Source organism: Nonomuraea sp. 10N515B, from assembly GCF_052245915.1.
Lineage (GTDB): Bacteria > Actinomycetota > Actinomycetes > Streptosporangiales > Streptosporangiaceae > Nonomuraea.
In genome coordinates this window covers 1-22,323 of sequence record NZ_JBQQBQ010000002.1, presented here as the reverse complement: position 1 = coordinate 22,323, position 22,323 = coordinate 1, and the positions used below count along the sequence as shown (strand labels likewise).

Sequence of the window (22,323 nt, the reverse complement as noted above, 5' to 3'; positions counted from 1 at the left end):
ACCCTACAGAGGTGAGCGATGTCAGAGCTTGAGACAGCGCCGACGAGCACCGACGCCGCACGTCCCGTGGCCACCGCGGACGGCGCCCGGCCGGGTTCGCAGACGTCCGGCCGGCTCCGTAACGTGCACCGGACGCAACGCAGCTGGTCGGTGCTCGTCCTGCTGGCCCTGATCACCATCTTCTCGGTGATGCGCCCAGAGCAGTTCGTGTCCTGGTTCAACGCCAAGAGCATCGCCGTCGACGCCTCGAGCTACCTGCTCATCGCGGTCGGAATGACCTTCGTCATCACGATCGCGGGCATCGATCTCTCGGTCGGCTCGGTGCTCGTGTTCTCGGGCGTCGTCAGCCTCAAGGTGATGCTCGCGATCGGCGGCGACGGGCCACTCGTCCTGCTGGCCGGGCTCGCCGCCGCGCTGCTGTCCGGGGTGGCATGGGGGCTGGTCAACGGGCTCGTCACCACCCGTGGCGGCGTCTCTCCGCTGATCACCACGCTCGGCAGCTTCGCCGCCGCCACCGGCCTCGCCTACCTCCTGGCCGGTGGGCAGGACATGCACGGCGTGCCGCGCACGCTGGCCGACACCCTCGGCTTCGGCGAATTCCTCGGCGTGCCGTACACCGTGCTGGTGGCGCTGGCGGTCGCCGCCGCCGGCGCCTTCGTGATGTCGCAGACGCGGTTCGGCCGCTACACGGCTGCGATCGGATCCAACGAGGAGGCGGTCCGCCGGGCTGCGGTCAACGTCAACAACCACATCGTCAAGGTCTACGTGCTCTCCGGCGCCCTGGCCGGGCTGTCCGGATTCGTGAGCCTGGCCCGGTTCCAGACAACGACGCTCAACGGACACCAGACCGACATGCTGCAGGCGATTCTCGCGGTCGTCATCGGGGGGACGAGCCTGATCGGCGGCGTGGGCACCGTGCTCGGTACCGTCGTCGGCGTCATGATCCCTTCGGTGCTCACGGACGGCTTCGTCATCCTCGGCTTGGAGCCCTTCTGGCAGCAGGTCGCACTCGGCGCCGCCCTGGTCATCGTGGTGATGGTCGACCAGCGGCGCCGACGGCGCGACGCACGAACGTAGCGCGGCAGGACCCTCACGGCATCCATCCCGCTCATCCCCCCGCATCTCCTCACCCCCGCGCCGCCCCACGAGGCTTCCTCCTGCGACGACGCACGTTTCACTCCATCGCCCGCACGCACCGACAGTGTGCGGCCGCATCAATCAGGAGAGTCGACGATGCAGAGAACACCCATGGCATGGCTGGCCGTCGTCGCCGGTCTCGTGACCACGCTCGCCGCCTGCGGTTCCTCCGCTTCCAGCGGCACGGACACCGCCTCGAACGCCGGCGCCTCGGCCACAACGACCGAAGCGGGGGCCAAGAAGGTCAAAGTGACCTTCATCGAAGGGGTCGCAGGTGACCCCTTCTACGAGACCATGGCCTGCGGCGCCAAGGAGGCGGCGGCGCAGCACAACGTGGACCTGAACGTCCAGGGCGCCAAGAACTGGGACGTAAGCCTGCAGATCCCCATGGTCAACTCGGTCATCGCCGCCCGGCCGGACGCGCTGTTCATCGCCCCCAACGACTCTCAGGCCCTGATCCAGCCGCTCAAGCAGGCGACCGAGGCCGGCATCAAGGTGGTGCTGGTGGACACCACCTTGTCGGACACCAGCTTCGTCGCTTCAGCGATCGCCAGCGACAACGTCAAGGGCGGGCAGGTCGCCGCCGACGCGCTGGCGAAGCTCATCGGCGAGAAGGGCAGCGTCCTCCTGGTCGGCGGCCAGCCCGGAGTCAGCACGGCCGAGGCCCGGCAGAAGGGCTTCGAGGAAGGGCTCAAGAAGTACCCCAACATCAAATATCTCGGCAACGTGTTCACCTCCAACGGCGTCGCGAAGATCTCCCAGCTGGTCTCCGCCCAGCTCGCGGCCCATCCCGACCTGGCCGGCATCTTCGCGCTCAGCACGGACCAGAGCCAGGGCGCCAACAACGCCGTGAAGGCGGCGGGCAAGGCCGGCACGATCAAGCTGGTCGGCTTCGACGCGGGACCCGCGCAGGTCGAGCAGTTGCGCGACGACGTGGTCCAGGCCCTGGTCGCTCAGCAGCCGGCGCAGATCGGCGCCGACGGCGTCGCCCAGGCCGCCGCGGCGGCGCGCGGCGAGCAGGTGCAGAAGCGGATCGGCACGGACTCCACCGTCATCACCAAGGAGAACGTCGACGACCCCGAGGTGTCGAAGTACCTCTACACCACCACCTGCAACTGACACGGCTCAGCCGCCGGCCTCGCTACGGCCGGAAACCCCCACGGGTTTCCGGCCGTTGCGATGCTCAGCGTATGGGGCCGGTCGTCAGTCGCCTCCGCCTCCGCCTCCGCCTCCGTCACCGCCCGAGAAGCCGCCGCCGTCGCAGCCACTGTCACCAAACCCGCCCGAACCGCCGCCGAACGGGATGCCGGGGTTGCCGGATCCCCTCCGCATGGAGGGCCCTCCGCCGATCAGTGACGCGATCATCCCCACGACGACGCACACGAACATGATCACGAACCCGGCCGCCACGACTGTTGACACCGTCACAAGATCATCCCCCCGAGTGCCAGAGATCGGTAGCGCTCACGGTAGATGCGGCACCTGTGGCCGGGAGGGTTCTGATCCTTTTGATCGCATGCGGGCGACGGCCGGTGATCCGGATCTGTCGGAGCCGATCTCTACGGTGTGCGGCATGACGACTCAACCCCCCAAGAGCCGGGCCTGGCCGGGTGTGCGGGCGGCCATCACCGCCGGCGACCCGGCCCTGGTCGCGGACGCGGTGCTGGCCCTCGACGAGGCCGGGTGCCGCGAGGTGGCCCGCGAGCTGCCCGGCCACATCGGTGTCGCCAGGAAGGCGGTCGCGGAACGCGACCGGCGCCGGGGCGTCTGGAGCGACGGCGAGGAATGGATCGAGCCCATGCGGGTCGCCGGCGCGGGCGTGCTCGGCGGGGCGGCGGCCGTCGCGACCTGGCTCTACCGTCGCGACTTCACCCGCTGGCGGCGGCCGCTCGACTCCGGGCCGCTGCTGCGGGTGATCGCCGCGCGGCCGCCGGAGTGGCAGGCCGACCTCGCCGTGCGGCTGGCCCTGCGGTTGCGCGGCAGCCGGGCCCAGGCCAGGGACGACAGTGTCCCGCTGGCCCTGGAGCTGCTGCGCCGCACCGGTGCCGTCCCGCCTGACCACGACCCGCTCACGACCGCCTGGGTGTCCCAGCCGCCGCCGGCCCTGGAGCACGACCCACTGGCCGAGCACCTGGTGCCCCGCCTGTTCGAGGCCGAGGGCGTGGGCCGGCAGCTGCGGCAGGACAACGTCGAGCCGCCCTCATGGGACTCCGGCCGCCGCACCTGGCTGGGGGCGCTGCGCGAGGCGGTCGCGGCCGGCCGGTTCGCTCCCGAGCCGCTGGTCGACGGCTGCATACGCCGATTCCTGCGTGGCGGCAGCGCCACCGACCTGCGCTTCTTCGCCCGCCTGCACGAGATGCTGGCCCCGGCACCGAGCCAGGAGCGCAACCGCGACTACCTGCGGCTGCTGCCCGCCGCGCCGGGTCCGGTGGCCGAGCTGGCGCTGCGGCACCTGCGCGGCGCGGGCGGGCTGAGCGGCGAGGAGGTCAATGACGCGGTGTCGGCACTGCTGTTCCGCCCTGAGGGAAAGCTCGTGCGCGCCGGGCTGAGCCTGCTGGACCAGGCCGCCCGCGACGCGGCCGGCGACCTCGACGACCTGGCCCCTGCGCTCGCCTCGGCATTCCTGTGCGAGTCCTACGAGGTGCGCGAGCGCACGGTGCGCCTGGCCGTCAAGCATGCCGGACGCTTCACACCCGCCGGGGCCGGGGCCGTGCGCGAGGCGGCGAGCGTCCTGCCCGCCGAGCTGGCGGCGCGGCTGTCGGAGGCGTACGGCGTGGTGGCGACCGAGCCTGAGGCGCCTGACGACTTCGAGTCCGCGCCGCTGCCGCCGTTCGAGCCGCTCGCCCGCGAGCCGTTCCCGCCGGCGCTTGACGACCTGACCGCCGCCTACAACCGGGTCGGCGACGGCATCACCTTCGAACGGTGGCTCGACGGCTTCGTCCGTGACCCGTCCAAGCGGCCGCGCCCGGGCCGGGGCCGGATCTACGAGCGCCGCCAGTGGTCCGACCTCAGCGAGTGGACGGAGGCGCTGCTGCGCGAGGCCGCCAACCCCGGCGAGGAGCCACCCATTCCGGAGCCCGAACGAGCTCCCGAGTACGCCAGGCACATCATCGGCGTGCGCACCGCCGAGGGCGACATGGAGGCGGACTTCGGCCGGCTGCCCGCCGAACTGCGGGAAAGCATCGCCGCCGGCCTCACGGAACAAGGCATTCCGCTGGGCAACCTGGAGCGCTTCAAGGAAGGCCCGCCGCTCGAAGCGGAGATCCTCGGGGTGTCGATCATGTCGTCGGGTCACTGGAGACGCCGCGACGAGGAGGAGGACACGCCGCGGGACCGGCTGCCGGACCCGCGCCACGTCTCGCCGCCGCACTACGCCATGCTGTTACGCTGCGCCGAGGTCCACGCCGCGCTGAAGGCCGGGACGCTGCCGCCCTACCTGCTGGCCACGCCGACCCTCACCTCCGGCCACCTTGACCCCGCCGAGCTGGTGGCCCGCCTGGAGGGATACGAGCGGGCCGGTGTCCAGGCCCTCCCCGCCGATCTGGGGCAGGCGCTGCTGCGGCTGCCGCGCGAGGTGGACCCGGAGGTGGCCGACCGCGCCGGGAAGCTGACCTCGCAAGCGGGCGCCACGCTGGCGCGCTGGCTGGCCGACCGGCCGGAGGCGGAGCTGCGCGTGGACTGGTCGCACGCCGGCGGCGACTACACGCACGACCGGCAGCAGGGCGGGCACAGCCCCCGGCTGCACCCCCGCATCCGGATCGAGCCGACGGGGCTGGCGCTGATCGACGCGCTGCTGTCCGATCCGCGTCCCTGGCCGAACGAAGACGACGGCCGATACATGGACTCCTGGCGGCTGACGCTGCCCTCGGACCGGGAGGCGGTGGCCATGCACTTCCTGCCGCATCTGCTCAACACCTGGGACCGGCCGGGCTACTTCTACGAGTACGTGGCCGCGCTGTTCTCCCAGGACGGGCCGGCGGGCGAGGCGATGGCGCTGCTGATCGCCGTCCAGCTGACCGAGCAGGGCATGTTCGCCTGGCCCGAGCGCGGCCGGGGGCTGCTCATGGGCGCGGCCGCCGCCGGCTGCCTGTCCGCGGTGGAGTGCGGGCGGCAGCTCGGGCTGTCCCTGCGCAGGGACGTGACCAAGATGAGCCGCATACGGCCGGCGCTGGAGGAATGCGCGAGACAAGGCGCGCACCGGCACGTGTGGGAGATCATGACCGGGCTGCTGCCCGTCTACCTGCCGGGACCGGACGAGCGGCCGTATTCCGGGCACACCCAGGCGCTCACCTTCGCGATCGACGCCGCCCGCTGGGCAGGAGCGCACGGCCCAGTCCCGGCGGTCGCCGAGGTGGCGGCCCGCAAGGGGTCGAGCGGCTTCGTACGCACCGCCCGCGCCCTGCACGAGCAACTACTCGGCGGACAGGGACAGGCCGCGACGGAGGCGCGCGCCTAGACGAGAGGGCGACCGACGAATCGCCCCGTACACGCAGGCCGAACACGGTGCCACGCCCAGTGAGGTCGCGATCAGGGCGGTGGGGCGGCATTACGGCTCTACGGGGCCGGTGGTGGAGCGAGGAACTCGATGCCGTGTTCGCGCATGCCTTCCAGCAACCGGTCCAGGTCGTGCTGCTCGGGTGGGGGGAGGGTGAGGGATCCGGCCGGTCGTCCAGTGGTGTGGAAGAACGCTTCGCAGGTGCCGGGGATGAGCAGCGTGGCGAGCCGGGCGGTTTCCGACTCGACGCGGTGTGTATGGGCTAGCCCGCGCGGTCCGAAGACGTAGGCGCCGGGTCCGGCGGTACGTTGCTCGTCGTCGAGAAAGAAGGTGACCTCCCCATCAAGCACGATCCAGGCTTCGTCCTCGCGGGTGTGGCGGTGCACGGGCGGCGCCGCGCCCTTGGGGAGCAGTTGTTCGGCGAGGCTGAACGCGCCGCCGGTGACTGCCGCCGGGATCTTGAACGTCCACAGCGCGTCGAGATGCCACAGCCCCTCACCGTGACCGGGTGGCAGCAGCAGCGTGTCCAGTGGCGGTCGGGGCATCGGGTCTTCCCTTCCTGGGGCAGCTCGGCGGCCTATTACCCGAGCTCGGCGTTGGTTACCCACCCCGACGTGAGCACGCACGTCCTCCGCCCGTGTCGTCACCGATCAGCACACCCTCGTTGCCGATCCGTGCACAGGGCGGGCGCGCGGACGGTCCAGGGTCCATGCCGGCCTACCTCTCGTTGCCCGCCGGCATCACCGAATGCGTCCGAAACTGTGCCGGCGAGACCCCGTACGCGTCGCGGAACGCGCGGCTGAAGTGCGCCGCGCTCAGGAATCCCCAGTGCGTGCCGATCGCGGCGACCGGCCGGTTGCGCTGCGCGGGATCACGCAGGTCCTGACGACACCGCTCCAGCCGACGCCGGCGAACCCAAGCGCCGACGGTCATCTGCTCGGCTTCGAAGAGCTTGTACAAGTAGCGCAGCGAGATATGGTGCGCGGCGGCGATGCTGCGCGGTGAGAGCTCGGGGTCGGTGAGCTGCTGCTCCACGTACGCGTAGATGCGGTGCAGCAGCGTGCGTTCCCGCGTCTGGGGCACCGCTGAGGTCCTGTCGAGGCGACTGGCCAGCGCCACGGTCAGCACCTCGACGACCGCGGCGCCCAGCCGTGCCGTCTCCGGAGCCGGCAGCTCATCGACGCTGTGTGCGAGCTGCCGGGTCAGTGCCGAGGCCAGCGCCCCCGCTCCCCGGTCGCCGGGAATGCGCACGCCGGTCAGCTCGCCGAGTTCGCGATCGCGCAACGGGATCATCGCCTTCGGGACGCTCACCCTGATGTTGCGCATAGCGGTGAAGGATTGTTCGAACGGCCGCGCCGGGTCGATGAACGACAGATCGCCGGGACGCAGGACGGCCTGCCGACCGTCCTGCTCCACGCGCACCTCGCCTTCGACGAGCACCCCGACCAGGCACACATCCGGATCCGAGCTACGGATGAGGCGAGGCGTCCGGCCCGTCCGAAACGACGACCCAGGCCCGGTGACCGACTCGGTGAACCGAATCGGCCCGATCTCTGTGGTGCGCAGCTCGGCAGGCGTCTTCGGACCGATCTCACCGCGGAGGTCGAGCGGCAGGAAAACGTCGCTGATGATCTCTCGCCAGTAGTCGACGCGCGACGCCGGCGGGAGCCCGTCGGCCCTGAACACGACACCCATACAAACCCAAGCTATGCCTGGGCTGGTCCCCCACTCAAACAGTTTGGCGGGACGCAGTTGGCGACGGTCACTGCCACCCGCCGCAGACCGTGCCGTCCGGGCGACAGGTTCTGAAGAAGGTGCTGTGCCCCTGGAGCCGGCTCTTTATCGTCCCCGTTCCGCCTCTCACGAAATACGTGCGGACGGTCGTTCCGTCGTTCCGAACCTGAACCTGCCTGGGGCCGCCCCGACCTTTGATCTTGTAGAAGACCTGGAATTTCCCCCCACCGATGGCCTTGAAGGCCTTGCAGACGGCAACGGCTGGGTTGCTCCCGTACAGGTGGAGGTGACGGACGGTGTGGCCCGGGTAGGTCCTGCTGTTACACCCCGGAGCAGGGTGGGCTGACGCGATCTCGGCCGTCCCCCCAAGAATGCTGAACGCAGCGAGGGACGCGACGGCGACGGTGAGGCCGCGGCGCATGATCATCGTCGCGGTCATGAGGATCTCCTTTCGTGGAGCCTTCCTTTCTGACGACTCCGACGCTAGGAGGCCGCCTGGCGGAACACATTGGCAGAGGCGGCACGGCTCTTGCCCTTGAGTGCACTGTGGTGATGGCTGCACGTGGCGGCCCGCTGGCTGCTGCCCTGGCTGATCTGGATGCCGATCACGCTCGCCATCAAGATCGCGGTTATCACCGGAATCTTCTCCGCGTAGCCGTCCTGTAGTCCGATCAGGTCCCCGGAGGGGCGGTCCAAGGCCGTTGCTCGGCTGGTGGATACTGCATGCCGGCCGAATTCGGTTGCGCAGGTCGCCGGGTCAGGAGCAGCACGAATCCGCTGACGGCAGCGGCAATCAGCCCCACGACCAAAGGAAGCACCGTGATGAGGTATCCCCACCTCCACCCCAACGCGCTCGACAGCCCGTGATTGATGAACGGGCCAAGAATCAAGGCGAGGACACCAAGACCCGCCAGTATCGCGACCACCGCGCCCCAGTGACGGCCCACCCGTCGCGCGAATGCTACCGTCGCCCCCACCACGCCACCGGCACCGAGCCCGCTCAGCACCCGGCCGGTCAGATAGATTCCGGCGTCGGGGGTGAGCGCGTTCAGCAGCACACCGATGATCATGAAGGCGATGGCCGCCGTGCCCACTGTCGTCAGCAAACGCGCACCAAGGCCAACGCCCAGCGCCCCACCTGCTGCCGCGCTGACCAGGTACGCAACGAAAGTCGTGAGCAGGGCCGTCTGGCTGGACAAAGCCAGATCCAGCTGCAGAGAAAGCCGCGCTGCGGGCCCGAAGGGCATCGTCAGCAGATACAAACCGGTAAGCGCGGCGATTCCTGGGCCGATCAACGCCCATGCCGGTCGCTCCCCGCCCGGCGGAGCGGCCTTCCCTTGCTGTTGATGATCGTGCATGGAGATCAGTTTGCATCGGACTTGACTGCCTCGTCCATCCCGCTGCAAGGAGGACTACCGCACGCCCACGAAGCGAAGAAGAAGTCCAGCAGTACCGCGATGATCGCCAAGACGAGGCCCTGATGCGTCCACGGTGCTCGTCCGCCGACGCGGTGAGTGCATGGGCGCGAGCGGCGGGATCCAGATGGCGAGTGGGCCGGCTCGCCGGTTGCCCGCCGCGGCTATGCGGGCGGCCGCGACGGCGCGTACGGGTTCAAAGGGCGATGGGGCCGAGGTCGCGGGCGGTCTCGGCGAAGTCCCGGATCAGGGCGGTCTCGGTGGCGGTGCGCCAGATGAGCGCCCAGCGGGCGAGCGGGGCGTCACGGATGGGCACGTAGATGTGGTCGGGCCGGGCGTAGTAGCGGATGGAGTGCGCGAAACACGGTGAAACGGCCTCGCCGTTCGAGACGAGGGGGATCATCTCGGCGGAGGTGGTCACGATGGGGCCGACCCGAATCAGACGTCCGCTGGGGGTGTGTGTGGGGACAAGCCAGTTGCGCCAATAGTCCGGCCGGGCTCCGCCGAAGACGACCTCGTCCCCGAGGTCTTCGTACGACACCGATTCCCGGCCGGCCAGCCGATGGCCGGGGCCGACCACGAGCACGACCGGTTCGGTGCAGACGACGGGGCCCACGGTGAGGTCGCTCTCCCTGACGGGTAACCAGGCGATCAGAAAGTCGATGTCTCCGGAGCGCAGCAGTCTGAAGGGGTCAGCGAAGCCGGCGTAGCGGAGCTGGAGGTCACATTCGGGGTGGCGGCTCTTGAAGGCGTCGAACAGCGGGCGCAGGTCCTGGGGATTTTCGTTGACCATGCCCAGGCACAGCACATTCGTCTTCCCGCGGGCGGTCAGGGCGGCGCGTTCGATGCCGTCGAGCAGCCCGCGGTACATCGGCTTGAGGTCGTCCAAGAGCTGCTGCCCGATGGGGGTCAGCGCCACGCGGCGGTTGTCGCGTTCGAACAGGGCGGCACCGATGCGGCGTTCCTGCTTCTTGATCGCCTGGCTCACGCGAGCCGGTGTCACATGCAGCCGTTCCGCCGTGCGGCCGAAGTGCAGCTCTTCGGCGAGAGTCAGGAAGATCTCGATGTCGCGAAGTTCCACGCAACCCCGTTCGTCGTTTAGTGAGAGGTTAAGGCACGGTACCGAATCCGGCATTGTCGTCTCGGATGGCCTGGCGGCACGCTGATGGCATGAACCTCATCGCTCCGCGGTGACACTGAACGCACGCTGAGTACAGTGTGCGCACAGCAAGAACAATATACGCGAAAGGATGTTGAGCCATGTCGAAGGTCGCCGGCTGGGATATGAAGGGCACTTGGGACAGCAAGGGCGCCTGGGAGACTCAGGGACGCTGGGAGGGACACCAGCGCATCCAGCTGTCCGAGGCGGGGGTGCAGCGGATGCGTGACGTGCTGAGCAGCCATGTCGCGTCCGGCGCGGTCCCCGGCCTGGTCGCGCTGGTCAGCCTCGGAGACGACACGCACGTCGAGGCGATGGGCACGATGCACGCGGGCGGCGCCGAGCCGATGCGGCGGGACACTATCTTCCGGATGGCGTCGCTGACCAAGCCGGTCACGGCCACGGCGGTGATGATCCTTGTCGAGGAATGCCGGCTGCGGCTGGACGACCCGGTCGACGAGTGGCTGCCCGAGCTCGCGAACCGCCGGGTGCTCGCCCGGATCGACGCCCCGTTGGACGAGACGGTGCCCGCGGCCCGGCCGATCAGCGTGCGTGACCTGCTGACCTTCACCTTCGGCTTCGGGGCCGTGCTGGCGCCGCCGGACACGTACCCGATCCAGAGCGCGATCCGCGAGCTCGGCCTGGACACCACCTCGCCGGACTTCGGGCCGGAGGAGTGGATCCGGCGGCTCGGGACGCTACCGCTGATGCGTCAGCCGGGCGAGCTGTGGCAATACCACGTCGGGTCCGACGTGCTCGGCGTGCTCGTCGGCAGGGTGAGCGGGCAGTCGCTGGAGGAGTTCCTGGGCGAGCGGTTGTTCTCCCCGCTCGGCATGAAGGACACCGCCTTCCACGTGCCCGCCGACCGGATCCACCGGCTGCCCACCAGCTACGCGCACAATCCCGAGACCGGCGAACTGGTCGTGTGGGACGAGGCCGCCAGCGGGAAGTACAGCCACCCGCCGGTGTTCCAGGCCGGCGGCGACGGGCTGGTGTCGACCGTCGACGACTACCACGCGTTCTACCGGATGCTGCTGAACAAGGGGACCCTGGGCGGCGAGCGGGTCCTGTCCCGGGCCTCGGTCGAGCTCATGACGATGGACCACCTGACGCCGGAGCAGAAGGCCGAGAAGGACGCCTTCGGTGACCACTTCGGCCGAAACGGCGGCTTCGGCTTCGGCATGGCGGTCCGCACCCACCGCCGCGACCTGGCCTCGCCGGGCCAGTTCGGCTGGGACGGCGGCCTCGGCACCACCGCGTACGCCGACCCGGCCGCGGACCTCGTCGGCATCCTGATGACACAGAGCGCGATGGACTCCGTCCACACCCCCCGCCTCCACCGCGACTTCTGGACCACCGCCTACCAGACAACCGGGTGAACGCGACACCTCAAGCAACCCGGCCGAGGCCTGGCCTGGCCTGACCGCAGCGCTGGCCGCATCCTTGTCCCTGCCTCAGAGGAAGGCGGTGACGCCCTCGTATTCGCCTCGGGACGCTCGGCCTGTCGTCTCGTATTCGAGGAGCAGCAGGCCGGTCGGCGTCGCCTCATGATGCACCAGGCGGAGACCGGACGTGGTTCCCGGACCGCCCAGCAGGCGGCGGCCGGCGCGGAGCACTGTGGGCGCGACCACGAGGCGAAGCGTGTCGATCAGTCCCGCCGCCAGCAGCGTGTCCGCCAGGCGGGCGCTGCCGTGGATCTGGAGTTCCCGTCCCGATCGCGTCTTGAGCTCGGTGACCGCCTGGATCGGGTCGCCTCCGAGCATGGTCGTGGGATGCCAGGTTCCCTCGGTGAGGGTGCTCGACACGACGTACTTCGGCAGGGTGTTCATCCGTTCGGCGAATGGATCGGCCGGGTCGGTGATCTTCGGCCAGTCGCGCGCGAACGCCTCGTACGTGCGCCGGCCGAGCAGCAGGCCGTCGGCGAGGTCGAGCCAGCCGGAGGCGCGCTGGACGAACGTCCCGTCCATGTGGGGCACGAGCCAGCCGCCGAGGGCGAAGCCGTCACTGGTGTCCTCGTCCGGAGAGCCAGGTCCCTGGCTGACCCCGTCCAGCGTGACGAACTCGGTGAGGGTGACCCTCATCGCGGGACCGTGCTCTCAGCGAAGGTGGCCAGCTGGCCGGCGACCGTGCCCCAGCCTTCGGCGAAGCCGAGCTTCTCGTGGTGGGCACGGGATTCCGGATCGCCGTGCCGTACGAGAATGCGGTAGTCCGTGCCGTCCGGGTGATCGTTCAGCATGATCGTGGCGGTCATCGCGACCGGGGCGGGCTTCGCGGGACGCCACGTGCTGGTGATCGCATTGGTGAACACGATCCGCTCGAGTTCATCGACGGCAAGGAAGCACGCGTCCAGATGCGGGACGAACTCGGCCCCGCCGTCACTCATGCGCGTCATGAACGCTCCCCCGGGTCGCAGCTCCAGCCGGTCCACCCGGCAGCGGTACGGAGCCGGGACCCACCACTGCTCGAGCCGGGACGGGTCGGCCCAAGCCCGCCACACGGTCGCGCGCGGGGCGCGGATGATCCGCTCCAGGGCAAGGTCGAGATCGGGATTCACTGCCTGTTCTCCTTCGGGTCGGTGACGAACCGCTCCAGGCGGTCGGTGCGTTCCTCCCAGATGCGGCGCTGCTCCGCCAGCCAGTCGTCGATGAGGGCGAGCCGCTCGCGGTTGAGCACGCACGTGCGCACCCGGCCGGACTTGACCGTGCGGATGAGCCCGTTCGATTCGAGCGTCCGCACGTGCTTCATGAACGACGGGAGGGTCATCGGGAACTCGCGGGCGAGGTCGCCGACGCTCGTGGGCCCGTGACCCAGGCGCCGCACGACGGCGCGCCGGGTCGGGTCGGCGAGGGCGACGAACACGCCGTCCAGGTGCGCCGAATACTGTGCCATGAGGCTAAGTATTACGACCGGCCATAGTTAGCGCAAGGGCTAAGTATCAGCCACTGAGCCGGATGATCCCCCGCGTGGCGGCCACGGTCACGGCGGCGGTGCGGTCATCGACGCCGAGCTTGGCGAAGACGTGCAGCAGGTGAGTTTTGACCGTGGCCTCGCTGATGCACAGGTGGGCCGCGATGGCCTTGTTGCTCATTCCCTGGGCGACCGCGCCGAGGACCTCGATCTCCCGGCCGCTGAGGGCGCCGGGCGTTTCGGCACGCGCCCACGACAACACCCGGCTCGCTATCGCGGGCGAGAGGGCGCTCTCCCCTCGGGCCGCCGCCCTGATGGCGTCGAACAGCTGCTCACGGCGGGTGTCCTTGAGCAGGTAGCCGATGGCTCCTGCGTCGATGGCACGCGAGATGTCGCCGTCGGTGTCATAAGTGGTCAAGACGATCACCCTGGCACCGGGGTCGTGCCGGCGGATCAGGCTGATTGCCGTGGCGCCGTCGACCTCGGGCATCTGCAGGTCCATCAGGGTGACGTCGGGCCGCAGATCGCACGCCAGCCGTACGGCGTCCGTGCCTGAGACCGCCTCGCCGACCACCTCCAGATCGTCCTGAGTGCCGAGCATCGCCCGGATGCCGTCGCGGACCACCGGGTGATCGTCGGCGATCAGGACGCGGACGATCATCGTGCCACCGCCGGGAGGCCGGCCACGACCGTGGTGCCCTCCCCCGCTGTGCTCTCCACGAGTAACGTGCCGCCGAGCTGCTCCATCCGCTCCAGCATGATCGACAGGCCGTGGCCGGAGGCGGCCCGCTCGGGATCGAAGCCGTCGCCGTCGTCGTGAACATCCAGCACGACCAGGTCCTCCATGTACGACAGGGTCAGCGTAACCTGCTCGGCGCGGGCATGGCGGCGGACGTTGGCGACCGCCTCCTGCGCCACGCGCAGCAGCTCCACCTGGACGTGCGCGTCCAGGGGCCGCAGCGTCCCGGTGATCACGGTGTGCGCCTCGATGCCGGTCTCGTCGGCCAGGCGGCCGGACAGCCGCCGCAGGGCCTCCGGCAGGCCGCCGTCGTCGAGTTCGCCGGGTCGCAACGCCCGTACCACCCGGCGGCTTTCCGTAAGGTTCTCCCTGGCCGCCCTTAACGCCTGGGTCAGGTGCTTGTTGTCCGGCAGCGTCTCTTGCGCCGCTTCCAGCAACATCACCACGCTGGCGAACCCCTGGGTCAGGCTGTCGTGGATGTCGCGGGCCAACCGCTGCCGCTCGGCTGCCACGCCCGCCTGCCGCTCGGCCGCCGCCCGCGCCTCCTGCGCGGCCTGCAACTGGTCGATGAGCCGCTGGCGCTCGGCGCTCTGCCGGGCCACCGAATAGAAGTAGCCGACCGCGGTGGCCGCGCTGATCGCGATCAGCGCGGTGATGGCGATCTCGGTCCAGGTGATCGACCCGCTCTCGTGGTAGCGATGCCACAGCCAGCCTCCGGCGCACGACACCACCGCGACCAGCCCGACGCGCACGGCGTCCATGCAGTACGGCACGAGCACGCTCAGGCAGACCACCAGGAAGGAGGAGTCGACGGCGAACAGCCCCAGCCAGAGCAACCCGCCGCCGAGCACATACGGCAGGGGCACCTCGCCCGTGGGCGGCGCCCACAGCACGAACCACGCCGCGTACCACGCGGCCAGGCCGCCCACCAACAGGACCGGGAGGACCCGACCCACCTCCATCAGAGGCCCGGCCGAGGTCAGCACCAGCCAGGAGGCGAAGAAGGCGTGCTGCCACCGGCGCTGCGACCGCTCCCAGGACTCCACGGCACCGACGATAATCAGCCGTCCGTCGGCTCGGCATCAACCAGTCGACTGACCTTGCGATCGGTGTCCCGCTCGATGTGCGCGCAGCCGTACTGGCACCAGACTCGACGGCGTGACAGCCATCCCCAGCCCGTCCCAAGCCGTCTGGCACCTCGGCCCGCTCCCTATCCGCGCTTACTCCCTGCTGATGGTGCTCGCCATCGCCGTCGGCATCTGGGTGACCCAGCGCCGCTGGTCCGCCCGCGGCGGCGAGCACGGCGCGGTCGGGGACATCGCCACCTGGGCCGTGCCGTTCGGCATCGTCGGCGCCCGGCTCTACCACCTGGCCACCGATTGGCAGCAGTATTTCGGTCCCGGCAAGGACCCCCTGCGTGCCTTCGCGATCTGGGAGGGCGGAATCAGCATCTGGGGCGCCGTCGCCGGTGGCGCGGTGGGCGCATGGCTGGCCTGCCGCCGGCGCGGCATCGCGCTGCGCGACTTCGCCGACGCCGCCGCACCCGGAATCGCGCTCGGGCAGGCGATCGCCCGCTGGGGTAACTGGTTCAACCAGGAGCTGTACGGCGGGCCGACCACACTGCCATGGGCGCTGGAGATCGACCCCGCGCACCGGCCGCCGGGCCTGGAATCCACGGCCACCTACCATCCGGCCTTCCTCTACGAGTCGCTGTGGAACCTGGGAGTGGCCGGCGTCGTCGTCTGGGCCGAGCGGCGCTTCCAGCTCGGGCGTGGCCGGACGTTCGCGCTGTACGTCGCGGCCTACACCGCCGGTCGCGCCTGGATCGAGTGGTTGCGCATCGATCCCGCCCCCCACATCCTCGGCCTGCGCTTCAACGTCTGGACCGCGCTGCTGGTCTTCGGGGCGGCGGCCGCCTACCTGATGGCCGCTCGCAAGGTGCGCACTCCCTGATCCCGGGCGTGTAGGACGAGGGTGACCCGGCGCCGCGCCGGGGTAGGCGGGTGGTCGTGCGCACTACATGAGCCAGGCGTTGTTCTGAACGATCGGCAGCTTGCCCAGGCCGAGCGTGGGAAGGAAGGGACTTTGGTCCCTGTTCGGCGGGGGCCGGGAACGTCCCGGCACGATCCTCAACACCCACGTGGCGCCGTCGGAAACCGTGGTGGCTTTCGAGGCCGACGAGCTGGACGGGCACGAGCGCCTGGGCTGGAGCGTGATCGTCACTGGAGTGGCCCGCCTCGTCACCGATCCGCAGGAGACGACCCGGCTCAAGGCCATGCTCCTCCCATGGGTGGCGGGCGATATGGACCAGGTGATTCGTATCCGGCCCGAGATCGTCACCGGGTTCATGCTGGTTCCCGCCGCTGCGGTGCCTGGCGCGGCGTCGGGCTAGCCGCATGAAGGCGCGAAGCTCGCGCCGCCGCCGCGTCAAGGTGCTCCTTGCACGCATCGGGACCGGGACAAGGGACCAAAGCCCCTTGTCGCGGTCCCGATGGATCCGTCAACCGGCGGCCAGCCAGAGGTCTGGGCCGAAGACCTCGTAGTGGATGTCGCGGGCTGCCACGCCCGCCTTCAGCAGTCGGCCACGCACGTCACGCATGAACGGCACCGGGCCGCACAGGTAGGCTTTCGCGCCTGCCGGGATCTCGACGCCGTCCAGGTCCATCAGGCCATCGCGGTCGGAGGCGGCGGCGTCCTTCTCGTACCAGAAGATCCTCTCGTCGGCGAGCTGCCGCATGTCCTCGTGCAGCGCATGATCGGCCGGGGAGCGGTCGGCATGCAGGAGCAGGACGCGGCGACGCGAGCCGGTGGCGGCCAAGTGCTGGAGCATCGCGACGATCGGTGTGCAGCCGATGCCCGCGGACGCCAGGACCAGCGGCGCGTCGCCGTCGTCCAGCGACACCTCGCCGAACGGCGCTGACAAGGTCAGCTCGTCACCCGGCCGCACGCCGTCGTGCAGCAGGGTCGACACCTCTCCGTCGGGGACGCCGTGCACACGCTTGACCGTGATCCGGCGGAGCGTGTCGTCTCCCGCGCTCGACAGCGTGTACTGGCGCAGCTGGTGCACTCCGTCGGGCATGCGGACCCGGACGCTGACGTACTGTCCGGGGCGGGCAGGAGGCACCGGGGCGTCGTCGGCCGGGCGAAGGAGGAAAGAGATCACGTCCGGTGTCTCGACGTGCCGGGCAGTGACGCGCCACTGCCGCCACGTGGCGCCATTGCGCGCGCCGGCCTCGGCGTAGATCCGCGCCTCCCGGGCGATCAGCGCGCCGGCCATCAGCCAGTACACCTCATCCCATGCCGCGGCCACCTCCGGAGTGAGGGCGTCGCCCAGCACCTCGGCGATCGCGCCGAACAGGTACTTGTGCACGATCACGTACTGGTCGTCGGTGACGCCGACGGCGGTGTGCTTGTGCGCGATACGCGCCAGCAGGTGGTCGGGGCGCTCGCCGGGACGCTCCAGCAGCATGCCGGCGAACGCGGCGATGGAGCCGGCCAGAGCCTGACGCTGCTCGCCGTTGGCCTGGTTGCCGCGGTTGAACAGGCCGTCGAGCAGCTCCGGCCGCTCGCTGAACATCGTCTCGTAGAACCGCGCGGTGATGGCGTCCAGCGAGGACCCGACAACCGGCAGGGTGGTGCGGACGATCGCGGCTGATTCCGCGGACAGCATGGAACCTCCAGGACAATTCGAATCAAGGCACGTGACTGCGGGCCGCCGACCACGCTATGGCTCCAGGAAGATCGTTTATCGGGGCGAACGTCAGCGCTTTCAGGGACGAAAGTCCTTAATGAGACACACGATCTTTTTCGGCCGCGAGCAGGGCGGCGAATTCACGTGCGGCCAGGTGCGCCCGCTGCCGGTCGCCGCACTGCTCGGCGCGCTGCTGGTCAGCCTGGCCGGCACCCTCGGGCGCACGGTCATCGCCCCGGCTAAAGGGGGATGTGCCAGCGCAGCCGCGTCCCGCCCTCCTCCGGAGCCTCCAGCTCCGCGGTGCCGCCCAGCCGGCCGGCCCGTTCCTCGATGTTGCGCAGGCCGCTACGACGTCCGTTCTCACCGACGCCGACGCCGTTGTCGGTGACCACGAGGGCAAGCCGCTGGTCGGCGACCTCGACCGACACCTCCGCCCGGGTCGCGCGGGAGTGGCGCACCACATTCGACAAGGCCTCGCGCAGCACGGCGAGCAGGTGCTCGGCCACGGCGTCGGGCACCAGGGTGTCGATCTGGCCCTCCATGCGCAGCCCCGGCATGAAGCCCAGATGCCCGCCCGCCCCCTCCACCAGATCGACGATCTGCGTACGCAGGCTCGCAGCGGCCTGCTCGCGCGGAGTCTGCAGGGCGAAGATCGACGAGCGGATCTGCCGGATCGTCTCGTCCAGCTCGTCGATCGCGTGCTGCACCCGCTTGCCCGCCTCCGGCCGCTCCACCAGCCGCACCGTGCTCATCAACGTCATCGCGGTCGCGAACAACCGCTGGATGACCACGTCATGCAGATCCTTGGCGATGCGATCCCGATCCTCCAGCAGACCCAGCCGCTCGGCATCACGCCGAGCCTCGGCCAACTCCAGCGCGACCGCGGCCTGACCCGCGAACGACTCCAGCATCTGCTGATCCGCCCCGCTGAACGGCAACCGCCCGCTCCGCCTGGCCAGCGCCAGCACCCCCCGCACCCGCGGCGTCGCCCCCAGCGGCACCATCAGCCCAGGCCCATAACCCAGCCGCCGCAACGGCGAGTCAGGATACGGCTCGCCCGGCAGATCCCGCTCCGACACCGGCACACCCTGGGCATACGCCTCGCCGACCGGCGTGGCCGCCACCTCGAACGTCATCCCCAGCAGCTCGCCGGCGCCCTCACCCTCCGCCACATCCACGACCAGCGTCTCACCCGACGCCTCGGGCAACAGCACCTGCACCAGGTCCGCATCACACATCTGCCGGGCCCGCGCCGCCATCGTGGTCAACACCTCATGAAGGTCGGCACCGGACAGCAGACTCGTGGTGATCTCCGACGACGCCTGCAACCAGGCCTCACGCCGCCGCGACTCCTCATACAACCGGGCATTCTCCACCGCCACACCCGCAGCGGTCGCCAGCGCGACCACGACGGCCTCGTCCTCCTCGTCGAAGTCACCACCGCCCCGCTTCTCGGTCAAATACAGGTTGCCGAACACCTCATCCCGCACCCGTACCGGCACCCCGAGGAAGGTGCCCATCGGCGGGTGCCCCGGCGGGAAGCCGTACGACTCCGGATGATCCGAGATACGGCTCAACCGCAACGGCCGAGCCTCCTTGATCAACAAGCCGAGCAGGCCGAGCCCGTGCGGCCAGTGCTCGATCTTGGCGATCTCCTCCTCGCTCAACCCCACCGGAATGAACTGGACGAGCGTGCGCTCCTCCCCCACCACGCCCAACGCCCCGTAACTGGCGTCCACCAGCCTGGTCGCCGTCTCCACGATCCGCCGCAGCACGGTCTCCAGATCCAGGTCACTGCCCACCGACACCACGGCCTCGAGCAGCGCGTGCACCCGATCACGCGTGGCCAGCACGGCATTGAGCCTCATCTGCAGCTCGGCCAGCAGCTCATCGAGCCGCATCTGCGGCAACAAGGGCCGATGCTCGCTCTCCGACATACCGATCAGTGTCGCACCCAGCCATGGTGCCGCCCACTCCGGTGCCGGGATGGGCGCCACGCTCAGCGGCGCGTCCCGCAAGGCCGCAGGGCGCCGAGGACAGCGCCGAACGGCCTCAAGAAAGGGGACCTTCGGCCCTGCACATGCAGGACTTCGGTTAGTTTCGGTCATGCCGACGGTCCTATAGCGTCACAAGCATGATTCGTGTGTTTCTCGTCGACGATCACGAGGTCGTACGCCGGGGTGTGGCGGCCCTGCTGGAGTCCGAGGACGACATCGAGGTCATCGGCGAGGCCGGCACCGCGGAGTCCGCGATCGCCCGCATCCCCGCGCTCCAGCCGGACGTGGCGGTGCTGGACGTGCGGCTGCCCGACGGCAACGGCGTGGACGTGTGCCGTGAGGTGCGCTCCCGGCTGCCCGGGCTGGCCTGCCTGATGCTGACGTCGTTCGCCGACGACGACGCGTTGTTCGACGCGGTGATGGCCGGGGCTTCCGGCTATGTGCTCAAGCAGATCCACGGCTCCGATCTGGTGGGCGCGGTCCGCACGGTCGCGTCCGGCCAGTCTCTGCTCGACCCGCAGACCACCGCCGCCATGCTGCAGCGCCTGCGCGACCAGGCCTCCAGGAAGGACCCGCTCGCCGCGCTGACGGCGCAGGAGCGGCACATCCTCGAGCTGATCGGTGAAGGGCTGACCAACAGGCAGATCGGCGAACGCCTGTTCCTGGCCGAGAAGACCGTCAAGAACTACGTCTCCAACCTGCTGTCCAAGCTCAACATGCAGCGCCGCACCCAGGCCGCCGCACTGGCCGCCCGGCTCCGCGACGACCGGCGCGGATAGCCGGCTCACCTCGTCCACCACGTCGATCACGCCCTCCACGGCGCGCACCGCTTCGACGAGGGCGATGGCCTGGGACCTCCGCCGCACCCGGCCGCTGATCGTCACCACACCCGAGTCGACCGTGACGGACAACGCCGCAGGATCCGTGAGCACGGCTCTGATGTCGGCCTCCAGCTCATCGGGGGGACGGGTGAAGCCCCGCAGCACGTCACGCTGATGCAGCGTGCCGATCATCCGCCCGGTGGCCACATCGATCACCGGCAGCTGCTTGACGCGCTTGGCATGCATCAGCCGCGCCGCGTCACGCACGCCGGTGCCCGGCGTGACGGTGATCGCCGGAGAGGTCATCAGCTGAGCCGCCGTCACCCCCGCGGCCTTCTCGTGATCGCGACGCTGCGCGGTCCATCGACTCGGCCGACAGTGGCGGACGTCCTGGATACCGGGTGACCAAAGTCGCTGACCAGGCAGGTCCTATGCGCGAACCACCGCCACGGGGCAGCGGGCGTGATGCAGGACACCCCGGCTGACCGAGCCCATCAGCATCGAGCCCAGGGCGCCACGCCCGTGCGAGCCCACCACGAGCAGGTCCGCCCGCTCGGACGCGTCAGTGAGCGCGTCCACCGGATGCGCGGACAGCGCCTCCTCGATGACCCTGACCTCGGGGTAGTCCTTGCTCAGCGCTGCCACCCGGTCCCTGACGAGCTGGTGCTGCGCCGTACGAACCTCGTCCATGTCGACGGCGGCCTCCGGCGCGAACGCGTGCACCGGCAGCTGCCAGGCGTGCACCACCCGCAGCGCGCTGCCCCGGAGTTTGGCCTGCTCGAAGGCGTAGGCCAGCGCGGGCTCGCACTCGGCCGAGTCATCCACCCCCGCCACGACCTCCCCATGCACCCGCCGCAGGTCGCCGTGCACCACGACGACCGGGCAGTGCACGTGACCGGCGACGTGCATGCTGACCGATCCCAGGAGCGCGTCGGCGAACCCACCCAGCCCGCGGCTGCCGACGACCAGCTCGGTGGCGTCCTTGGCCTGCTCGCGCAGGACCACGGCAGGCCTGCCTTCGATGTTGTGCGTCTCGACCTCGACCGTGGGCTGGCGCTCGCGGGCGAGCGCCTCGGCCTCGCCCAGGACCCTGTCCCCATCACGCAGCAGCCGATCAGACGCATCCGGAAGGGGATATCTGCCGATCTGGTACGAGTCTCGGTCCACCGCGTGCACGATCCGCAGCGGCAGGCGCATGCGGAAAGCGTCGTTGACGGCCCACTCCACGGCGGCTCGCGCGCTCGCCGAGCCGTCCACTCCGACGATGATCATGATCTGTCCTCCTTCGTCCCGGTTCACATCGCACCGTGTCCTCTCCTACCCGGCGCAGGGCCGGAAGTCAGTTCCTCAAGGGCCGAAGGGCCCTGTCTGCCGCAGGCATCCCCTAAGTAGCTTCATGAGCGACAGACCAGGGAGGAAACATGGAAGTCCTCGACCGCGAGGAGTGCCATCGTCTTCCGCACCGCCTACGGCGGCCCCATGGACAAGGACCCCGCACATGCTGAACATCACCGACACGCTGTACCGCTGGTGTCGTGACGACCGCCTCTTCGCCCTGGCCACTGTCGTGAGCGTCAGCGGCAGCGCGCCCCTGCCACCCGGCACCGGCCTCGCCGTGGACACCGACGGCAACGCGATCGGCAGCGTCTCCGGCGGCTGTGTGGAGGGCGCCGTCTACGAGCTGTGCCGGCAGGCGCTGGCCGACGGCGGCCCACCCGCACGGGCCCGCTTCGGCTACTCCGACGACGACGCCTTCGCCGTGGGCCTCACCTGCGGCGGCGAGATCGAGGTGCTGGTGCAGCGGATCGAGCCGGCCGCAGCGCCGCACCTGGCCGCGGCGCTCGACGAGGTGCTGTGCGACCGCCCTGTGGCCATCGCCCACGTGGTGGACGGTCCGGAGGCGTTGCTCGGCCGCATGGTCCATGTCCCCGGCCGCGGGACGCCGTACGGGAGTCTGGGCGGCGGTGAGGACGCGGACCGGGTGGCCACGGCCCGGGCACGCGGGCTGCTCGCGGCCGGCCGCACCGGCCGGGTCGAGATCGGAGGCGACGCCGATACCTGCCCCGAGCGGCTGTCCCTGCTGATCCACACCAACGCGCGCCTTCCCCGGATGCTGATCTTCGGCGCCGTCGACTTCGCGGGCGCGCTGAGCGAGGCCGGACGCTTCCTCGGCTACCACGTCACCGTGTGCGACGCCCGCCCGGTCTTCGCCACCACCGCACGCTTCC

23 protein-coding genes and 1 pseudogene are annotated in these 22,323 nt (G+C 70.1%); 8 read left to right on the top strand and 16 right to left on the bottom strand.

Features of this window, described 5'->3' with window-relative positions:
- The first annotated feature begins 18 nt into the window (after positions 1-18).
- The gene (locus ACTWQA_RS02510; protein WP_443157674.1) at positions 19-1,077 is read left to right on the top strand and encodes an ABC transporter permease; all 1,059 of its coding nucleotides are present in this window, start codon (positions 19-21) and stop codon (positions 1,075-1,077) included.
- Positions 1,078-1,233: 156 nt separating this feature from the next.
- Positions 1,234-2,256 (top strand): substrate-binding domain-containing protein, encoded by a 1,023-nt coding sequence (locus tag ACTWQA_RS02505; protein ID WP_443157673.1) that lies wholly within the window; start codon positions 1,234-1,236, stop codon positions 2,254-2,256.
- A gap of 84 nt (positions 2,257-2,340) precedes the next feature.
- Here ACTWQA_RS02505 and ACTWQA_RS02500 read toward each other — a convergent pair whose 3' ends face one another.
- Positions 2,341-2,559, bottom strand: a complete 219-nt coding sequence (locus ACTWQA_RS02500; protein ID WP_443157672.1) for a hypothetical protein — start codon at positions 2,557-2,559, stop codon at positions 2,341-2,343.
- A gap of 151 nt (positions 2,560-2,710) precedes the next feature.
- Between ACTWQA_RS02500 and ACTWQA_RS02495 the strand changes: the two genes are divergently transcribed.
- Positions 2,711-5,593 (top strand): DUF7824 domain-containing protein, encoded by a 2,883-nt coding sequence (locus tag ACTWQA_RS02495; protein ID WP_443157671.1) that lies wholly within the window; start codon positions 2,711-2,713, stop codon positions 5,591-5,593.
- Between the two features lie 98 nt (positions 5,594-5,691).
- Here the strand turns inward: ACTWQA_RS02495 and ACTWQA_RS02490 are convergent, their stop codons facing one another.
- The 6 genes from ACTWQA_RS02490 to ACTWQA_RS02465 all read right to left on the bottom strand — a co-directional run bounded on the left by ACTWQA_RS02490 (position 5,692) and on the right by ACTWQA_RS02465 (position 9,862).
- Positions 5,692-6,177, bottom strand: coding sequence for a quercetin 2,3-dioxygenase (locus tag ACTWQA_RS02490; protein ID WP_443157670.1), 486 nt, complete (start codon positions 6,175-6,177; stop codon positions 5,692-5,694).
- Positions 6,178-6,349: 172 nt separating this feature from the next.
- Positions 6,350-7,327 carry an AraC-like ligand-binding domain-containing protein gene (locus tag ACTWQA_RS02485; RefSeq protein WP_443157669.1) on the bottom strand — a complete coding sequence of 326 codons (978 nt, stop codon included), beginning with the start codon at positions 7,325-7,327 and terminating at the stop codon, positions 6,350-6,352.
- A 67-nt stretch (positions 7,328-7,394) separates the two neighbouring features.
- Positions 7,395-7,805, bottom strand: coding sequence for a hypothetical protein (locus tag ACTWQA_RS02480; protein WP_443157668.1), 411 nt, complete (start codon positions 7,803-7,805; stop codon positions 7,395-7,397).
- A gap of 44 nt (positions 7,806-7,849) precedes the next feature.
- A complete protein-coding gene (locus ACTWQA_RS02475) occupies positions 7,850-8,062 on the bottom strand; it encodes a hypothetical protein (RefSeq protein WP_443157667.1) in 213 nt (70 codons plus the stop codon).
- Entirely contained in the window at positions 8,038-8,724 is a 687-nt protein-coding gene (locus ACTWQA_RS02470; protein WP_443157666.1) for an MFS transporter, read from the bottom strand. The genes ACTWQA_RS02475 and ACTWQA_RS02470 overlap by 25 nt, the downstream gene beginning before the upstream one ends.
- 253 nt (positions 8,725-8,977) lie before the next feature.
- The gene (locus ACTWQA_RS02465; protein WP_443157665.1) at positions 8,978-9,862 is read right to left on the bottom strand and encodes a LysR family transcriptional regulator; all 885 of its coding nucleotides are present in this window, start codon (positions 9,860-9,862) and stop codon (positions 8,978-8,980) included.
- Between the two features lie 179 nt (positions 9,863-10,041).
- Here ACTWQA_RS02465 and ACTWQA_RS02460 point away from each other — a divergent pair, with 179 nt between their 5' ends.
- Complete coding sequence (locus tag ACTWQA_RS02460) at positions 10,042-11,319, top strand: serine hydrolase domain-containing protein (RefSeq protein WP_443157664.1); 1,278 nt, start codon at positions 10,042-10,044, stop codon at positions 11,317-11,319.
- Positions 11,320-11,394: 75 nt separating this feature from the next.
- Here the strand turns inward: ACTWQA_RS02460 and ACTWQA_RS02455 are convergent, their stop codons facing one another.
- The 5 genes from ACTWQA_RS02455 to ACTWQA_RS02435 are packed head-to-tail and all read right to left on the bottom strand — an operon-like array spanning position 11,395 to position 14,632.
- Positions 11,395-12,021 (bottom strand): dihydrofolate reductase family protein, encoded by a 627-nt coding sequence (locus ACTWQA_RS02455; RefSeq protein ID WP_443157663.1) that lies wholly within the window; start codon positions 12,019-12,021, stop codon positions 11,395-11,397.
- Positions 12,018-12,494: an SRPBCC domain-containing protein gene (locus ACTWQA_RS02450; protein WP_443157662.1), complete on the bottom strand. Its 477-nt coding sequence runs from the start codon at positions 12,492-12,494 to the stop codon at positions 12,018-12,020. Before ACTWQA_RS02450 ends, ACTWQA_RS02455 begins: the two co-directional genes overlap by 4 nt.
- Positions 12,491-12,829, bottom strand: a complete 339-nt coding sequence (locus ACTWQA_RS02445) for an ArsR/SmtB family transcription factor (RefSeq protein WP_327582881.1) — start codon at positions 12,827-12,829, stop codon at positions 12,491-12,493. Before ACTWQA_RS02445 ends, ACTWQA_RS02450 begins: the two co-directional genes overlap by 4 nt.
- A gap of 46 nt (positions 12,830-12,875) precedes the next feature.
- Positions 12,876-13,508 (bottom strand): response regulator, encoded by a 633-nt coding sequence (locus tag ACTWQA_RS02440; protein ID WP_443157661.1) that lies wholly within the window; start codon positions 13,506-13,508, stop codon positions 12,876-12,878.
- The gene (locus ACTWQA_RS02435; RefSeq protein ID WP_443157660.1) at positions 13,505-14,632 is read right to left on the bottom strand and encodes a sensor histidine kinase; all 1,128 of its coding nucleotides are present in this window, start codon (positions 14,630-14,632) and stop codon (positions 13,505-13,507) included. The genes ACTWQA_RS02440 and ACTWQA_RS02435 overlap by 4 nt, the downstream gene beginning before the upstream one ends.
- A gap of 112 nt (positions 14,633-14,744) precedes the next feature.
- Between ACTWQA_RS02435 and lgt the strand changes: the two genes are divergently transcribed.
- Both lgt and ACTWQA_RS02425 read left to right on the top strand, forming a co-directional pair.
- Positions 14,745-15,539 (top strand): prolipoprotein diacylglyceryl transferase, encoded by a 795-nt coding sequence (lgt, locus tag ACTWQA_RS02430; RefSeq protein ID WP_327582884.1) that lies wholly within the window; start codon positions 14,745-14,747, stop codon positions 15,537-15,539.
- 100 nt (positions 15,540-15,639) lie between these two features.
- A complete protein-coding gene (locus ACTWQA_RS02425; RefSeq protein ID WP_443157659.1) occupies positions 15,640-15,978 on the top strand; it encodes a pyridoxamine 5'-phosphate oxidase family protein in 339 nt (112 codons plus the stop codon).
- A gap of 108 nt (positions 15,979-16,086) precedes the next feature.
- Here ACTWQA_RS02425 and ACTWQA_RS02420 read toward each other — a convergent pair whose 3' ends face one another.
- Together ACTWQA_RS02420 and ACTWQA_RS02415 are read right to left on the bottom strand one after the other, a co-directional pair.
- Positions 16,087-17,256, bottom strand: a complete 1,170-nt coding sequence (locus tag ACTWQA_RS02420) for a globin domain-containing protein (RefSeq protein WP_443157658.1) — start codon at positions 17,254-17,256, stop codon at positions 16,087-16,089.
- A gap of 260 nt (positions 17,257-17,516) precedes the next feature.
- Complete coding sequence (locus tag ACTWQA_RS02415; protein ID WP_443157657.1) at positions 17,517-19,214, bottom strand: sensor histidine kinase; 1,698 nt, start codon at positions 19,212-19,214, stop codon at positions 17,517-17,519.
- Positions 19,215-19,411: 197 nt separating this feature from the next.
- On the opposite strand from ACTWQA_RS02415, the gene ACTWQA_RS02410 reads away from it, so the two are divergent.
- Entirely contained in the window at positions 19,412-20,053 is a 642-nt protein-coding gene (locus ACTWQA_RS02410) for a response regulator transcription factor (RefSeq protein WP_443157656.1), read from the top strand.
- Between the two features lie 18 nt (positions 20,054-20,071).
- Here ACTWQA_RS02410 and ACTWQA_RS02405 read toward each other — a convergent pair.
- Positions 20,072-20,401 (bottom strand): annotated as a pseudogene (locus ACTWQA_RS02405) (CBS domain-containing protein); the annotation flags it as partial.
- A 123-nt stretch (positions 20,402-20,524) separates the two neighbouring features.
- Positions 20,525-21,367 carry a universal stress protein gene (locus ACTWQA_RS02400; protein ID WP_443157655.1) on the bottom strand — a complete coding sequence of 281 codons (843 nt, stop codon included), beginning with the start codon at positions 21,365-21,367 and terminating at the stop codon, positions 20,525-20,527.
- A 226-nt stretch (positions 21,368-21,593) separates the two neighbouring features.
- Here ACTWQA_RS02400 and ACTWQA_RS02395 point away from each other — a divergent pair.
- Positions 21,594-22,323, top strand: a 730-nt coding sequence (locus tag ACTWQA_RS02395; protein WP_443157654.1) for an XdhC family protein, incomplete at its 3' end; no start/stop codon positions are given.

Excerpts from the sequence above, each read along its gene's own strand:
- ACTWQA_RS02495 (WP_443157671.1), top strand. The coding sequence starts at position 2,711 with ATGACGACTCAACCCCCCAAGAGCCGGGCCTGGCCGGGTGTGCGGGCG.
- ACTWQA_RS02485 (WP_443157669.1), bottom strand. The coding sequence starts at position 7,327 with ATGGGTGTCGTGTTCAGGGCCGACGGGCTCCCGCCGGCGTCGCGCGTC.
- ACTWQA_RS02445 (WP_327582881.1), bottom strand. The coding sequence starts at position 12,829 with ATGGCACAGTATTCGGCGCACCTGGACGGCGTGTTCGTCGCCCTCGCC.
- ACTWQA_RS02470 (WP_443157666.1), bottom strand. The coding sequence starts at position 8,724 with ATGCACGATCATCAACAGCAAGGGAAGGCCGCTCCGCCGGGCGGGGAG.
- ACTWQA_RS02460 (WP_443157664.1), top strand. The coding sequence starts at position 10,042 with ATGTCGAAGGTCGCCGGCTGGGATATGAAGGGCACTTGGGACAGCAAG.
- ACTWQA_RS02455 (WP_443157663.1), bottom strand. The coding sequence starts at position 12,021 with ATGAGGGTCACCCTCACCGAGTTCGTCACGCTGGACGGGGTCAGCCAG.
- ACTWQA_RS02440 (WP_443157661.1), bottom strand. The coding sequence starts at position 13,508 with ATGATCGTCCGCGTCCTGATCGCCGACGATCACCCGGTGGTCCGCGAC.
- ACTWQA_RS02420 (WP_443157658.1), bottom strand. The coding sequence starts at position 17,256 with ATGCTGTCCGCGGAATCAGCCGCGATCGTCCGCACCACCCTGCCGGTT.
- ACTWQA_RS02410 (WP_443157656.1), top strand. The coding sequence starts at position 19,412 with ATGATTCGTGTGTTTCTCGTCGACGATCACGAGGTCGTACGCCGGGGT.
- ACTWQA_RS02505 (WP_443157673.1), top strand. The coding sequence starts at position 1,234 with ATGCAGAGAACACCCATGGCATGGCTGGCCGTCGTCGCCGGTCTCGTG.
- ACTWQA_RS02510 (WP_443157674.1), top strand. The coding sequence starts at position 19 with ATGTCAGAGCTTGAGACAGCGCCGACGAGCACCGACGCCGCACGTCCC.
- ACTWQA_RS02480 (WP_443157668.1), bottom strand. The coding sequence starts at position 7,805 with ATGACCGCGACGATGATCATGCGCCGCGGCCTCACCGTCGCCGTCGCG.
- ACTWQA_RS02415 (WP_443157657.1), bottom strand. The coding sequence starts at position 19,214 with ATGTCGGAGAGCGAGCATCGGCCCTTGTTGCCGCAGATGCGGCTCGAT.
- ACTWQA_RS02490 (WP_443157670.1), bottom strand. The coding sequence starts at position 6,177 with ATGCCCCGACCGCCACTGGACACGCTGCTGCTGCCACCCGGTCACGGT.
- ACTWQA_RS02400 (WP_443157655.1), bottom strand. The coding sequence starts at position 21,367 with ATGATCATCGTCGGAGTGGACGGCTCGGCGAGCGCGCGAGCCGCCGTG.